The 14,167-nt window shown below is 56.6% G+C and carries 14 protein-coding genes; 13 read left to right on the forward strand and 1 reads right to left on the reverse strand.

What is annotated here, in order from left to right:
• Position 1 precedes the first annotated feature (1 nt).
• The 12 genes from hydF (at position 2) to D7024_RS05835 (ending at position 12,025) form a co-directional block, all read left to right on the forward strand.
• Entirely contained in the window at positions 2–1,285 is a 1,284-nt protein-coding gene (gene hydF / locus D7024_RS05780) for a [FeFe] hydrogenase H-cluster maturation GTPase HydF (protein WP_121450940.1), read from the forward strand.
• A gap of 4 nt (positions 1,286–1,289) precedes the next feature.
• Complete coding sequence (hydE, locus tag D7024_RS05785; RefSeq protein WP_121450941.1) at positions 1,290–2,354, forward strand: [FeFe] hydrogenase H-cluster radical SAM maturase HydE; 1,065 nt, start codon at positions 1,290–1,292, stop codon at positions 2,352–2,354.
• A complete protein-coding gene (gene hydG / locus D7024_RS05790; protein ID WP_121450942.1) occupies positions 2,351–3,763 on the forward strand; it encodes a [FeFe] hydrogenase H-cluster radical SAM maturase HydG in 1,413 nt (470 codons plus the stop codon). The genes hydE and hydG overlap by 4 nt, the downstream gene beginning before the upstream one ends.
• Positions 3,764–4,100: 337 nt before the next feature.
• Complete coding sequence (locus tag D7024_RS05795) at positions 4,101–4,418, forward strand: DRTGG domain-containing protein (protein ID WP_207666895.1); 318 nt, start codon at positions 4,101–4,103, stop codon at positions 4,416–4,418.
• A gap of 17 nt (positions 4,419–4,435) precedes the next feature.
• Positions 4,436–4,849 (forward strand): ATP-binding protein, encoded by a 414-nt coding sequence (locus D7024_RS05800; RefSeq protein WP_121450944.1) that lies wholly within the window; start codon positions 4,436–4,438, stop codon positions 4,847–4,849.
• Between the two features lie 382 nt (positions 4,850–5,231).
• On the forward strand, positions 5,232–6,569 hold the full coding sequence (locus tag D7024_RS05805; protein WP_121450945.1) for a [Fe-Fe] hydrogenase large subunit C-terminal domain-containing protein: 1,338 nt from the start codon (positions 5,232–5,234) through the stop codon (positions 6,567–6,569).
• The gene (locus D7024_RS05810; RefSeq protein ID WP_243113708.1) at positions 6,556–6,948 is read left to right on the forward strand and encodes a DRTGG domain-containing protein; all 393 of its coding nucleotides are present in this window, start codon (positions 6,556–6,558) and stop codon (positions 6,946–6,948) included. Before D7024_RS05805 ends, D7024_RS05810 begins: the two co-directional genes overlap by 14 nt.
• A gap of 116 nt (positions 6,949–7,064) precedes the next feature.
• Complete coding sequence (gene nuoE / locus D7024_RS05815; protein ID WP_121450947.1) at positions 7,065–7,547, forward strand: NADH-quinone oxidoreductase subunit NuoE; 483 nt, start codon at positions 7,065–7,067, stop codon at positions 7,545–7,547.
• 18 nt (positions 7,548–7,565) lie between these two features.
• On the forward strand, positions 7,566–8,144 hold the full coding sequence (locus D7024_RS05820; protein WP_243113709.1) for an ATP-binding protein: 579 nt from the start codon (positions 7,566–7,568) through the stop codon (positions 8,142–8,144).
• Positions 8,119–8,475 carry a (2Fe-2S) ferredoxin domain-containing protein gene (locus D7024_RS05825; RefSeq protein WP_013823359.1) on the forward strand — a complete coding sequence of 119 codons (357 nt, stop codon included), beginning with the start codon at positions 8,119–8,121 and terminating at the stop codon, positions 8,473–8,475. The genes D7024_RS05820 and D7024_RS05825 overlap by 26 nt, the downstream gene beginning before the upstream one ends.
• Positions 8,476–8,490: 15 nt before the next feature.
• Positions 8,491–10,284: an NADH-quinone oxidoreductase subunit NuoF gene (nuoF, locus tag D7024_RS05830; protein WP_121450948.1), complete on the forward strand. Its 1,794-nt coding sequence runs from the start codon at positions 8,491–8,493 to the stop codon at positions 10,282–10,284.
• Positions 10,285–10,300: 16 nt separating this feature from the next.
• The gene (locus tag D7024_RS05835; protein ID WP_121450949.1) at positions 10,301–12,025 is read left to right on the forward strand and encodes an NADH-dependent [FeFe] hydrogenase, group A6; all 1,725 of its coding nucleotides are present in this window, start codon (positions 10,301–10,303) and stop codon (positions 12,023–12,025) included.
• A gap of 186 nt (positions 12,026–12,211) precedes the next feature.
• Here the strand turns inward: D7024_RS05835 and D7024_RS05840 are convergent, their stop codons facing one another.
• Entirely contained in the window at positions 12,212–13,129 is a 918-nt protein-coding gene (locus D7024_RS05840) for a selenium metabolism-associated LysR family transcriptional regulator (protein ID WP_121452480.1), read from the reverse strand.
• A gap of 243 nt (positions 13,130–13,372) precedes the next feature.
• Between D7024_RS05840 and D7024_RS05845 the strand changes: the two genes are divergently transcribed.
• The gene (locus D7024_RS05845) at positions 13,373–14,104 is read left to right on the forward strand and encodes a tRNA lysidine(34) synthetase (RefSeq protein WP_121450950.1); all 732 of its coding nucleotides are present in this window, start codon (positions 13,373–13,375) and stop codon (positions 14,102–14,104) included.
• Positions 14,105–14,167: the final 63 nt, after the last annotated feature.

Raw genomic sequence — 14,167 nt, forward strand, 5'->3', positions numbered from 1 at the left:
CATGAGCCTGAATGCCACCCCCCGGGGGCAGCGGCTGCACATTGCCCTTTTCGGCCGGCGCAATGCAGGCAAATCCAGCTTAATTAACGCCATAACCAACCAGGAAGTGGCCATCGTTTCCGGCATCCCCGGCACAACCACCGATCCCGTGGCCAAGGCCATGGAGCTCCTCCCCCTGGGGCCGGTGATGATTATCGACACGGCGGGGCTGGACGATACCGGGGAACTGGGCGCCCTGCGGGTGCAGAAGACCCTGGAGGTGCTCAACAAAACCGACCTGGCCCTTTTGGTGGTGGATCCCGGGCGGGGAATTGGGGAATATGAACGGGATGTGGTGAACCGGGCCCGGGAACAAAAAGTGCCGGTGCTGGGAGTAATCAACAAAATCGACCTCTACCCCGAAGCGGTTAACCGCCCGTGGCAGCAGGAACTGGATGTGCCCTTTGTGGCGGTCAGCGCTTTGACCCGCCGGGGCATCAATGAGCTGAAAATGGCTGTCGTAAAGGCTGCCCCCAGGGACTGGGCCCTTCCCACCATTGTGGGGGACCTGATTGAACCGGGGGACCTGGTCATGCTGGTCATCCCCATTGACAAGGCTGCTCCCAGGGGGAGGCTCATCCTCCCGCAGCAGCAGGTAATCCGGGACGTGCTGGAAAACGACGCCGTGGCAGTGATGGTCAAGGAGCGGGAGCTGAAGCACGCCCTGGCCAGCATGGCCGTGAAGCCGAAGCTGGTGGTTACCGATGCCTCGGCCTATCTCAAAGCTGTGGCCGACACACCGCCGGATGTGCTTTTTACCTCCTTTTCCATCCTGTTTGCCCGCTATAAAGGAGACCTGCCCACCCTGGTGGCCGGGGCCAGAGCCGTCAAGGATTTAAAGCCCGGGGACAAAATCCTCATTGCCGAGGCCTGTACCCATCACCCCATCCAGGATGATATCGGCCGGGTGAAGATCCCCCGCTGGCTCCGGCAGGCGGTGGGAGGGGAACTGGTATTTGACGTGGCCAGCGGCGGGAGCACCCTGCCTGAAAATCTCCGGGATTACAAGCTGATCGTGCACTGCGGGGCCTGTATGCTCAACCGCAGGGAAATGCTCTACCGGATCATGCAGGCCCAGGAAGCCGGGGTGCCAGTTGTCAATTACGGCGTGCTCATGGCCCACATTCACGGGGTTTTAAAGCGGGCATTATCCCCCTTCCCCCAGGCTTTAGCCATTCTTGAAGAGGAACAGGTGGAATTTGAAGACGAGCTGGCCCTGTTGAGCAGGTATCGCGAACACAGGTGATCCTATGCGGCACGAGTTCATGGAAGCGCTGGCCAAAGCCAGAGAAGCCCATAGCCTTGAGCACCAGGAAATCCTTATTCTCCTCCAGGCCAGGGGCGAAGAGGTTGATGCCCTCAGCCGGGCGGCCGATGCCGTGAGAGCAAAGTACCTGGGAGATGAGGTGCATTTACGGGGCATCATTGAGTTTTCCAACTACTGCCGCCGGAACTGCCTTTACTGCGGCCTGCGCCGGGACAACCGGCAGCTGCGGCGCTATCGTTTAACCCCCGGGGAAATCCTGGCCGCTGCCCGTAAGGCAGCCGGGCTGGGTCTTCCGACCATTGTTCTGCAATCGGGGGAAGATCCCCATTATACGGCCCCGGTTCTGGCGGATATCATCAGGCGTTTAAAGGAAGAGGTGGGGGTGGGAGCGGTAACCCTTTCCGTCGGCGAGCGTTCCTTTGAGGATTACCGCCTGTGGCGGGAAGCGGGGGCCGACCGCTACCTCTTGAAGCACGAAACTGCCGGCGCCGCCCTTTTTGCCCGGCTGCGGCCGGGTACCACCTTGCAGGACCGGCTGCTGCGCCTGAAGTGGTTGCAGGAGCTGGGCTACCAGGTGGGGTCGGGAAACATCGTCGGCCTGCCTGGCCAGAGTTTGGAAACCCTGGCCGCCGACATCCTGCTCCTGCGGGAATTGGACGTAGAGATGGCGGGCATTGGCCCCTTCATACCCCACCCGCAAACACCCCTGGCAAAAGAGCCTCCCGGAGAGCTGGAACTCACCCTGAAGGTGCTGGCCGTGTCCAGGTTGCTCCTTCCCCGGACCCATTTGCCCGCCACCACCGCCCTGGGTACCATCCACCCCGCGGGGCGCCGTTTGGGCCTGTGTTTTGGTGCCAACGTGATTATGCCCGATACAACCCCGCCGCCTTACCGCTACTATTACCAGATCTATCCCGGGAAGGCGGGACTGCACGAGGAAATGGAAACGACACTGGTTTCGTTGAAGAACCTGATCTTTTCCTTAAACCGGCGGGTGGGGAGCGGACCGGGGCATTCTCCAAAAATTCAAGGAGGGATGGAACAGTGAAGTGTGAACCGGCTACCTTTATCAACGAAGAGCAAATTAACGGTCTGCTGGAAGAAGGCCGCCGGGCAACTCCTGCCACGGCCCGGGAGATCATCGCCCGGGCGGAAGAGGCCAGGGGGCTCTCCCCCTTTGAAGTGGCCGTTTTGCTCCATGTAGAGGACCGGGGTACCCTGGACCTCATGTATGCCACCGCGCACCGGGTTAAAGAAAAGATCTACGGCAAAAGGCTGGTTCTCTTTGCCCCCCTTTATATCAGCAACTACTGCATCAACAACTGCCGGTACTGTGGTTACCGCCGGGACAACAAAGAACTGGTGCGGCGCCGCCTGACCATGGAGGAAATACGGGATGAAGTGATTGCCCTGGAAGCCATGGGACACAAGCGGCTGGCCCTGGAAACGGGGGAGGACCCCGTCAACTGCCCTATCGATTACGTGCTGGAAGCCATCGAGACCATCTACTCCGTTAAGGACAAGAACGGCAGCATCCGGCGGGTGAACGTGAATATCGCCGCCACTACGGTGGATGAATACCGGCTTTTAAAAAAGGTTGGCATCGGCACTTATATTTTATTCCAGGAAACTTACCACCGCGATACCTACCGGGCCATGCACCCCTCCGGCCCCAAGCGGGATTACGACTGGCACACCACGGCCATGGACCGGGCTATGGAGGCTGGAATTGATGACGTGGGCCTGGGCGTTTTATTTGGTTTATATGACTATAGGTTTGAAGTGCTGGGCCTGCTCTTCCATGCTTTGCATCTGGAAGAGCGCTTTGGCGTAGGTCCCCACACCATCTCGGTTCCCCGGCTGCGCCCGGCCTTAAATATCAATCTGGAAAACTTCCCTTACCTGGTTTCCGACCGGGACTTCAAAAAAATCATCGCCATTTTGCGCCTGGCCGTACCTTACACCGGCATGATTCTCTCCACCCGGGAACGGCCCGGGTTCCGGGATGAATTGATCTCGGTGGGCATTTCCCAGATCAGTGCCGGTTCGTGTACGGGCGTGGGAGGCTACCACAGGGCTTTGACGGGCGAGCACCGGGAAGAGGGAGATACTTCCCAGTTCCAGGTGGAGGATCACCGGAGCCCCGACGAAGTGCTGCGCAGCATTTGTTTATCCGGGTACATACCCAGCTTCTGTACGGCCTGTTACCGCAAGGGGCGTACCGGTGACCGGTTTATGTCTTTAGCTAAAACCGGCCAGATCCAGAACGTCTGCCAGCCCAACGCCATTCTCACCTTCAAGGAATTTCTCCTGGACTATGCATCGCCCCGGACCCGGCAGGTGGGTGAGGAGACCATCCAGAAGCACCTGGAGTTGATCGAAAATTCCGCCGTGCGCGAGGAAACCGCAGCCCGTTTGGAAATGATCGAAAAAGGACAGCGGGACCTGTACTTTTAGTTTTATATTAATATGCTCTTTCCCCCTTTGTTACCCTGATCATTGAAAATGTCTTTGGTAGCAAAGGGGGATTTTTTGTGGAATACGTTGGGAGGTGATAAAAAGAGATTTTTGTTAAAAAGCGGCGATACTGCCGTTAAGCCGTTTTATATGACCGCTTATTCCCTTCAAATGACCATTTAGCAAACTTGTATTGCTTTTTTGAAAAAAAGTATTATTCTGTTGTAATAAACAATTTTGATGACTAACGATAACGTAATATTATTGTATAGGGCGAATGATCAAAAAAGCTTTTTATGGCAGGTGAACGACAATCAAGTTACATGTCATTAAAGAGATGCTCCATGCCGATGTGCTCTGCGGTGCCGACCTGCTTGACATAGAGGTCACCTGCGGCTTTGGCTGTGACCTGATCAGCGATTCTTTGTGTTTTGCCAGGCCGGGTTGCCTTCTGCTCACCGGGCTTACCAATGTGCAGATCATCCGTCTTGCGGAAATGGTGGAGGCGCGGGCCATCGTTTTTGTGCGGGGTAAGAGGCCCGGTGAAGACGTAATCAAGCTGGCGCGGGAAAAGGGCCTTCCCTTGCTGGCGACCGATCTATTCCTGTTTGAAAGTTGCGGCATCCTCTACCAGGCGGGACTGCGGAGTTCCTGAAACGGGGGTAAGGTGCCTTGCAACTGAAGTTTCAGGTGAAGGGGATGGATTTTGGCCGGGCAGGCCAGGCCGCAACAAAGATCAAAAAAGCCTTACAGCTGGCCGGTATGGATCCCGCGACCATTCGCAAGGCCATCATCATTGCCTACGAGGCGGAGATGAACATCGTCATCCATGCCTATCATGGCACCCTGACGGCCAATATCACTCCCCACAAAGTGGAAATCATCGCCGAAGATGAAGGTCCGGGTATTCCCGATATTCCCCTGGCCATGCAGGAAGGATATTCCACCGCTCCGCCCCACATCCGGGAGATGGGTTTCGGAGCAGGCATGGGCCTGCCCAACATCAAAAAAAGCGCCGATGAACTGGATATCCAGTCGGAAGTAAATAAAGGCACCAGACTGTGGGCGGCAGTTTTCAACAATTAGTTGATACTGTCACAAAACCAGAAACTAGATGGGCGGCGGTCGTCCCATAAGGAGCGACATTGCGGAGGGCTGGATACGAAACACGGCGCAGCCGAGGTTAGCGAACCGGCAGCGCGAATCGCGCTGGTAGCAGTATCGATATAATGATTGAGCTGCTTAAGCTATAACTATTCATGAGGAAAGTAGACTTCCGGCGCATATGCAGCGCTGCCAGGTTCGCTCCGAGGCAAGCCGATGTTTCGTCCGGCCCGCAGCACGGAGCGACGGGGGAACGACCGCGCCCCGATAGTTATGCGACAGTAGCTAGCTAAGAGCTAAACGGAACGACGGGAGACGACCGCTGCCGGGGTATGCGACAAATATGTAGAAGTGGTGATTAAAAATGCAGCAATATTTCCATTCGGTGCGTCTCGACGAAGAAAAATGCAAAGGGTGCACCAACTGCATCAAACACTGCCCTACGGAAGCCATCCGGGTTCGCAAGGGTAGAGCCCGCATTATCGAGGAGCGCTGTATTGACTGCGGCGAGTGTATTCGCATCTGCCCCAACCAGGCCAAGCTGGCCATAACCGATTGCCTGGAAAAACTAAAAGATTTTAAATATACCGTTGCCCTCCCTGCTCCTTCCTTTTACGGTCAATTTAAACCCGAAGTTACCCCCTCCCGGGTATTAAGTGCCCTGCTAGCCCTGGGCTTTCATGATGTTTTTGAAGTAGCCCTGGCGGCTGAAGCGGTTTCGTGGGCAATCAGGCATTATATGGAAGTATGTGTTGACAGGCCCCGGCCGTTGATCTCATCAGCCTGTCCTGCGGTAGTCAGGTTAATCCAGGTGCGCTTTCCCAGCCTGCTGGAACACATCATTCCCATAGAATCTCCCATGGAAATAGCCGGGCGTATGGCCCGGGAGCAGTCCTGCCGGAAGACCGGGCTTGAACCGGACGAGATTGGCACCTTTTTCATTACCCCCTGTCCCGCCAAAGTGACGGAAGTAAAACAACCGTCCGAAGGTAGATCCAGTGTCGATGGGGCCATCTCCATGGCCGTGGTTTATGGTGCTCTGCTCAAACGCCTGGAAATGCCCGCACCATACCCGGTGGCTCCCCGGGCTTCGGGAGTGGGCATTGGTTGGGGCCGGGCAGGGGGAGAAAACGAGGCCATTAAAGCCGGGTCGCTGCTGGCCGTTGACGGTATCCACAGCGTGATTAGCGTTCTGGAAGAAATAGAAAGGGGAGGCCTTACGGACATCGATTACCTGGAGGCCCAGGCCTGCACGGGAGGCTGCATTGGCGGCCCCCTTGTGCCGCAAAATCCCTTCGTGGCACGCGTGCGCATGGGTAATCTGGTCAAATTGTACCCTGCCGGGGAACCATGGGACTTTCCCCGGGATTTCGACTACTATCGCCTGAAAACACCCATTCCGGCCCGCCCGGCCTTAACCCTGGCCAAAGACCCCCAGGTGGCCCTGGCCCGGCTGGAAGAAGCGGAGCGAATTTGCGCCGAACTCCCCGGGCTGGATTGCGGATCCTGCGGTTCCCCCAGCTGCCGCGCCCTGGCTGAAGATATAGTGCAGGGGTATGCCCGCCGCAGCTATTGTATCTTTGAACTGCGGGAACGGCTGCAGCAACTGGCGGAAGAGATGGTCGAACTGGCCCAGAAACAGCCGCCGGCCATGGGGCGGGATTGGAAACAGGCAAGGGACGGGGGTGGTGAAACTGATTGACTGGCGGGAAATAATTGCTGAACTGGAACTGACAGCCCATCACCACAATGCCCTGGCCCTGCCCCCGGTATACGGCGCCTACTGTGGTGATATGATGAGCGACGTGCTGGCCCGTGCCCGCCGGGGGAGCCTGTGGATTACCATCCAGCGCCACCGGAATGTAATTGCCGTGGCTTCCCTGGTGGGTTTAAGCGGGGTTGTTATTTCCGGAGGCCGGGTTCCCCCGCCGGATACCGTGGCCCTGGCCGAGAAGGAAGGTGTGCCCCTCTTCTCCACACCCCTTGATAGTTTTCATGCCGCCGGCAGGTTTTATTACCTGCTCACCAGGGCCGGTTTGATCAACCCGGGGGAAAATAGTACCGCTGAACCACAAAAATGAACGAGGATGGGTGCACCCGTTCCGATAGATTGAAGACCAGATCATGAAGGGAGGTGATGTATCCTTTTGGGGTCCGCTACCAGCATAGATAGACCATGAGCAAGGAGGTTGTTGTGATGTCCGTTGCTTGCAAGTGTAGCGGGGAATTGAACAGTAGAATGGATGCGCTGCTTGAGCAATATCGCGGGCAGCCCTCGGCGTTAATTCAAGTGCTGCACCAGGCGCAGGGGATTTACGGTTACCTGCCCAAAAAGGTACTGCAGAGGGTAGCCGAAGCTCTCAACGTACCCTTAAGTCAGGTCTACGGCGTGGTATCTTTCTACTCCTTCTTTACCATTCATCCCAAGGGCAAGCACCAGATCAGCGTGTGTAAGGGTACGGCCTGCTACGTGCGGGGGGCGGGGCAGCTCCTGGATCGCATCAAAGAAGAACTGGGCCTCAAGCCCGGGGAGACCACCGAAGACGGCCAGTTTTCCCTGGAAGTAGTGCGCTGCCTTGGGGCCTGCGGCCTGGGACCGGTGATCACTGTGGATGAAGACGTTCACGCCCGGGTTCAACCGGAGCGCCTGTCCGGTATCCTGGCGGCTTACCGGCAATAAGTGATGGGAGGGATTCCCATGATGGAAGAACTGGCTCACCACATTCTGGATATCGCCAGAAATTCCCTGGAGGCCGGGGCTACCCGTGTGGAGATTACCGTAGAAGAGGATCCGGCCAGCGACGTATTGCGTTTTTCCGTAATTGATAACGGTTCCGGGATGCCCCCATACGTGCTGCGCCAGTTGACCAACCCGTTTTTTACCACCAAAAGCGGTAAAAAAGTGGGTCTTGGGTTGCCTTTTTTACAGGCGGCGGTGGAGCGGTGCGGCGGCGACCTGGAAATAAAGAGTGACGTTGGCCTCGGAACAACGGTTGTAGCTACATTTCCTTATTATTGCTGGGACCGTCCCCCCCTGGGGGATATGCCCCGGACCATCGTTAGCCTGCTGGTGGGCAATGGCCATCTGGACCTGTGCTACCGTCACATTTTCAACGGTCAGAGCTTTGAGCTGGATACCAGGGAAATCAGGTCCCGCCTCAAAGGGATATCTCTGGATACACCGGAGGTACTTATCTGGCTGCGCCAGTATCTTACCGAAAGTTTAAGCATACTTAGCGGAGGTGGTGGGTATGAAATCGCTCGCCGAGCTGGATAAGCTCAGGGAGAAGCTGCAGGAAGAGATGCGCCTGCGGGAGGGCAGGGAGGACGTTAAAGTGGTGGTAACCATGGGTACCTGCGGGATTGCCTCGGGGGCCCGGGAGGTGCTCACTGCCATCCTGGAGGAAATCAGCAAGAGGGGACTGAAGGGTGTAACGGTAACCCAGACCGGGTGTGCCGGCCTGTGCCATTGCGAGCCGCTGGTGGAAGTGGAAAGGCCCGGCCGGGATAAGGTTACCTACGGACACGTGGATGAGAAAAAAGCGCGGGAAATTGTGGTTTCCCACCTGGTCAACGGCCAGATAATTAAAGAGTGGACTATTAAGTAAGTAGGGGGGGTCGGTATGGAACTTTACAGGGCTCATGTTCTGGTCTGTGCCGGGGCCGGGTGTATTTCCTCGGGGTGCCAGGCAGTAAAATCTGCCCTGGAAGAGAGCATAGACAGGCTGGGTTTAAAGCGCGAAGTGAAGGTGGTTGAAACCGGCTGTATGGGTCCCTGCGACCTGGGCCCGGTAATTGTGGTTTATCCCGAGGGAGTGTTTTACCGCCAGTTAAAACCCGCGGATGCAGTGGAAATCGCCGAAGAACATTTGTTAAAGGGGCGGGTGGTGGAGCGCCTGCTGTACAAGACGCCCGAAGACGGCAAGACGGCGGTGACCTCCGATCAGATAGATTTCTTTAAAAAGCAGACCCGCATTGCCCTGCGCAACACGGGAATCATCAACCCTGAATCGGTGGAAGAATACATTGCCCGCGACGGGTACCGGGCTTTGGGCAAAGTGCTTACCAGCATGACCCCGGAAGAAGTCATCGAGTGCATCAAAAAATCCGGTTTACGGGGGCGGGGCGGCGCAGGATTTCCGACCGGCTTGAAGTGGGAGTTTTCAGCCAAAGCGCCGGGGAAGCCCAAGTACGTGGTCTGTAACGCCGACGAGGGCGATCCGGGCGCCTTTATGGATAGAAGTATTCTCGAAGGGGATCCCCATAGCGTGCTGGAAGCCATGGCCATCTGCGGCTACGCCATAGGAGCAAACCAGGGCTACGTTTATGTCCGGGCCGAATACCCCCTGGCGGTGCAAAGATTGAGCCTGGCCATCGAAAAGGCCCGGGAATACGGCCTGCTGGGAGAAAACATCTTTGGCACGGGCTTTAGTTTCGACGTGGAAATCCGGGTGGGAGCCGGCGCCTTTGTCTGCGGCGAGGAAACGGCCCTGCTGGCTTCCATTGAAGGCCGCCGCGGTGAACCAAGGCCCAGACCTCCCTTTCCTGCCCAGGAAGGCCTTTGGGGAAAGCCCACGGTGATCAACAACGTGGAAACATGGGCCAACATTCCGCCCATTATCCTGAAGGGGCCCGAATGGTTTGCCTCCATCGGCACGGAGAAGAGCAAGGGAACGAAGGTCTTCGCCCTGGCCGGTAAAGTAAACAACACCGGTCTGGTTGAGGTGCCCATGGGTACCACCTTGAGGGAAATTATCTTTGATATTGGCGGTGGCATCCCGGGAGGCAAGCAATTCAAGGCCGCGCAGACGGGAGGCCCCTCCGGCGGCTGCATCCCGGCCCGATACCTGGACGTGCCGGTGGATTACGAGTCGCTGACCCAGCTGGGAGCCATCATGGGCTCCGGCGGTTTAATTATCATGGATGAGGATACCTGTATGGTGGACCTGGCCCGGTTCTTCCTCGAGTTTGTCCAGGACGAGTCCTGCGGCAAGTGTTCTCCCTGCCGCATTGGCACCAAGCGCATGCTGGAGATTGTGGAGCGGATAACCCGGGGTGAGGGCCGGGATGGGGATATCGAGCTTCTGGAAGAGCTGGGGCACGGCATCAAGTCTTCCGCCCTGTGCGGCCTCGGACAGACCGCTCCCAATCCCGTGCTCAGCACCATCCGCCACTTCCGCGACGAGTATGAAGCCCATATATACCACAAGAAGTGTCCCGCCGGGGTTTGCCGCGCCTTGATGGTGTACGCCATAGACGAAGAAAAATGCAACGGCTGCGGGCGCTGCGCCCTGGTATGTCCGGCAAAAGCTATTTCCGGAGAGAAAAAGAAGCCCCACCGGATAGACCTGGAAAAATGCCTCCGGTGCGGCACGTGTATGGAAAAGTGCAAGTTTGGTGCTATCTATATCATTTAAAGCTGGAGGGAGAGACATGTCCCTGGTGACGCTTACTATAGATGGGCGACAGGTTCAGGTGCCGCCCGGCACCACCATCCTGGCGGCGGCCAGGCAGGCTGGGGTAAAAATCCCCACGCTCTGTTACCTGGAGGAGTTGAACGTCATCGGTGCCTGCCGCCTGTGCCTGGTGCAGGTAGAAGGAGCCCGCGCGCTGGTGGCTGCCTGTGTAACCCGGGCCGCCGAGGGGATGGTGGTTCATACCAGCACACCGGCGGTACGGCACGCGCGCCGGCTTAATTTGGAACTGCTCATGTCCAACCACCCCCAGGAGTGTCTGACCTGTGTACGCAATACCAGCTGCGAGCTGCAGCAACTGGCGGCCGAACTGGGAGTGGGAGAAATTCGCCTCCAGGGGGAGATGTCTCCCTACGAGGTGGACGATTCCAGCCCCTCTATAATCCGTGACCCGCGCAAGTGCGTCCTTTGCCGCCGCTGCGTGGCGGTGTGCGAAAAGGTGCAGGGGGTCAGCGCCATTGCCGTCCAGGAACGGGGCTTTGATACCGTGGTGGCACCGGCCTTCCTGGCGCCGCTGGGCGAGGTAAACTGTGTCAACTGCGGCCAGTGCTCGCTGGTTTGTCCCACGGCGGCCATTCACGAGCGGGATGAAACGGACAAAGTTTGGGCCGCCCTGGCCGACCCGGAAAAGCACGTGGTGGTGCAAACCGCCCCTGCCGTGCGGGTAAGTATCGGCGAGATGTTCGGGCTGGAACCGGGAAGTATTGTTACGGGTAAGCTGGTGGCCGCTTTAAGGCGCCTGGGATTTGATAAAGTCTTTGATACTGATTTTACCGCTGATTTAACGATCATGGAAGAGGGTAGCGAGTTAATTCACCGCCTGCAGAACGGCGGCAGGCTCCCCCTGATTACATCGTGCAGCCCGGGGTGGATCAAATTTATTGAGCACTTTTACCCCAACCTGCTGCCTAACTTATCAACCTGCAAGTCGCCGCAGCAGATGTTCGGTGCCCTGGCCAAGACCTACTATGCGCAAAAAGAAGGTATCGATCCGGCCAGGATCTTCGTAGTTTCCATCATGCCCTGTACGGCGAAAAAATACGAAGCCGGCCGCCCGGAGATGAACTCCAGCGGCTACCGGGATGTGGACGTGGTGCTCACCACCCGGGAACTGGGTAGAATGCTCAAGCAGGCGGGTATTGATTTCGAGTCCCTTCCCGAGGAAGATTACGACGCGCCCCTGGGTATTTCCACCGGAGCGGGAGTCATCTTCGGGGCCACCGGTGGGGTGATGGAAGCAGCCCTGCGGACCGCTTATGAACTGGTCACGGGTGCTACCCTGCTGTCCCTGGACTTTGAGGAGGTCCGCGGGCTTGAAGGGGTGAAGGAAGCTTCCGTCAACCTGGCCGGGACGGAGTTGAAAGTAGCCGTGGCCCACGGGCTTGGCAATGCCCGCAGGGTCCTGGATGCCGTGGCAAACAAGGAAAGGGAGTACCATTTCATCGAAATCATGTGCTGCCCCGGCGGATGTATTGGCGGCGGCGGCCAGCCGGTTCCCGTGGACAATGAGATCCGGGCAAAACGTATCGCAGCCATCTACCAGGTGGACCGGCAGATGCCGCTGCGTAAATCCCACGAAAACCCGGCCGTACAGGCCCTGTACAGGGAGTTCCTGGGCGAGCCCCTGGGGCACAAGTCCCACGAGCTTCTGCATACACATTACACTCCGAGGGAGCGGTTTTAAAACCTCAACATAAACCCCGGAGAACCGGGGTTCATCAAAAAACCCGAGAGTCCCGGACTATTCCGGGACTCTAATTATGTGCGCCGGGCACGAGCGTTGACCTGTCGGCCATAACATTTCTCCTACCCGGACGACATTGGAGGCAAAGGGTATCTGCCATCTAACCATGCGGTTGAAATCCCCGGCTTAGCCCGTTTTCCCCAGTAAACGGCGGCATAGTTCCCTGTCCATGAGGAAGCTTTTGAAGATGCTGGCTGTGAGGCCGTTGCTGACCTGCCGGGGCCAGGCCAGGTACAGGTAGTAACGAATTTGCAGTTCCGGGATGATTACCTGGGCCACTTTGCCTGCTTCCAGGGCATCGTGGGCCGCACGGCGGGAAACCGCGGCTATCCCCAGCCCGGCCCGGACCGCCTGCACCATGGACTGGCTGCTGCCCAGTTCAAGTATGCTGGGAAAATGCTCCACGGTAATGTTGTGTTCGGCCAGTTTGGCCTCCAGGGCCTGCCGGGTGCCCGAACCAACTTCGCGTATGATCAGCGGTTCGTGGGTCAATTCCTCCAGGGAGATGTTGTTCCCTGCCCAGGGATGCCAGGAGGGGACGATAAAAATCAACTCGTCTTCCAGCCAGGAATGGTACTCAATACCGTCCCCGCCCACTGCCGTTCCAAGCACGCCAATGTCGATTTCCCTGTCCTGCAACCAGCGTGCCACTATGGTGCTATTGCCAACCTGCAGGCTTACCCGGACCCCCGGGTATTGCTCACGGAAGCCTCCGATAAAAATGGGGAGGAGGCATTCGGCGGGCATGCTGGTAGCTCCAAGCATCAAATGGCCGCTTTTCAAACCCTGGAGTTCATTGACCATGGCCCGGATTTTCCGGTAATGGCGCACCATTTGCTTGATTTCCGGGTAGAGAAGCCGTCCGGCCTCGGTAAGCAGCACCTTTTTTTCATTGCGCTCCAAAAGGGTAACGCCCAGCTCTTCCTCCAGTGCTTTTATCTGGAAACTTACGGCCGGCTGGCTCATTCCCAGTTGCCCGGCGGCTTTAGTAAAATTGCGCAATTCGGCGACCAGCAAAAAGGCTTCCAGCTGTTTTATATTCATGGAAAGTTGCAACACCTTTCGGTAAAAAGAAAGCTTAAGTTTCAAAATTACGTTGCTCTTCGTCGAAAAATTATAAGCTTGTTCTTTCTATATGATATAATAAAAATCCTGCCGCATGCTTAATCTAAAATACCTTCGGGCCTGCTGTTGTTATTTACCTTTGACAGAACAGTAACGGCAAATATAATTAGGGTGTATATACTCGAAGGGTTAACTTTCGAAAGTTCAAGGAGCGGTTTAATCTTGAGCAAAGAGTTTCAGCGGTATGTAGTTACCCGGGTAAAACGGGCCATTGTGGATTACGGTATGATTGCAGATGGGGACCGGGTGGCGGTAGGTCTTTCCGGGGGGAAGGACAGCAGCGTGCTTTTGCATGTCCTGAACCTTGTCCGGCGGGTGGCACCCATTAAATTTTCCCTGCACGGCATTTATGTAGATCCCGGCTGGGACATGGAAGTAAACGTGTTGCGGGAATTTTGTGAGTACGAAGGGGTTCCTTTTTATTATAAACCCACCAACATTGCCGAGGTAGTTTTTGATATCCGGCAGGAGAAAAACCCCTGTGCCCTGTGTGCCAACCTGCGCCGGGGGGCTTTAAACAATACCGCCCGGGACCTGGGATGCAACAAAGTGGCCCTGGGACATCACCTGGATGATGTGATTGAAACCTTTTTCATGAGCCTTTTTTACACCGGGCAGTTTCGTACTTTTTCCCCCATTACTTATTTAAGCCGGAGCGGTGTCACCATGATTCGTCCTTTAATCTATTTAACTCAGGAGCACGTACGGGAAATGGCGCGGCAAAAAAACTTGCCCATTTTAGAAAATCCCTGTCCCGTTAACGGCAGGACCAAGCGGCAGGAAATGAGGGAGTTCGTGGCAAATCTACTTACCAGATATCCCGATCTACACCTGCGCTTTCTCAATGCTTTCAAGACGGCAGACTTACGTAACCTGTGGCCGGTAACAAAGTAAAAACTGCTGAGGTGAATAGAGCTTAAGGATCTTTTCTGGCTTCGGATGTAACTACTAGTATAG

The organism is Desulfofundulus salinus (genome assembly GCF_003627965.1).
Classification (GTDB): domain Bacteria; phylum Bacillota; class Desulfotomaculia; order Desulfotomaculales; family Desulfovirgulaceae; genus Desulfofundulus; species Desulfofundulus salinus.

Excerpts from the sequence above, each read along its gene's own strand:
- hydF (WP_121450940.1), top strand. The coding sequence starts at position 2 with ATGAGCCTGAATGCCACCCCCCGGGGGCAGCGGCTGCACATTGCCCTT.
- hydE (WP_121450941.1), top strand. The coding sequence starts at position 1,290 with ATGCGGCACGAGTTCATGGAAGCGCTGGCCAAAGCCAGAGAAGCCCAT.
- D7024_RS05795 (WP_207666895.1), top strand. The coding sequence starts at position 4,101 with ATGCTCCATGCCGATGTGCTCTGCGGTGCCGACCTGCTTGACATAGAG.
- D7024_RS05805 (WP_121450945.1), top strand. The coding sequence starts at position 5,232 with ATGCAGCAATATTTCCATTCGGTGCGTCTCGACGAAGAAAAATGCAAA.
- nuoE (WP_121450947.1), top strand. The coding sequence starts at position 7,065 with ATGTCCGTTGCTTGCAAGTGTAGCGGGGAATTGAACAGTAGAATGGAT.
- D7024_RS05820 (WP_243113709.1), top strand. The coding sequence starts at position 7,566 with ATGATGGAAGAACTGGCTCACCACATTCTGGATATCGCCAGAAATTCC.
- D7024_RS05825 (WP_013823359.1), top strand. The coding sequence starts at position 8,119 with ATGAAATCGCTCGCCGAGCTGGATAAGCTCAGGGAGAAGCTGCAGGAA.
- nuoF (WP_121450948.1), top strand. The coding sequence starts at position 8,491 with ATGGAACTTTACAGGGCTCATGTTCTGGTCTGTGCCGGGGCCGGGTGT.
- D7024_RS05835 (WP_121450949.1), top strand. The coding sequence starts at position 10,301 with ATGTCCCTGGTGACGCTTACTATAGATGGGCGACAGGTTCAGGTGCCG.
- D7024_RS05840 (WP_121452480.1), bottom strand. The coding sequence starts at position 13,129 with ATGAATATAAAACAGCTGGAAGCCTTTTTGCTGGTCGCCGAATTGCGC.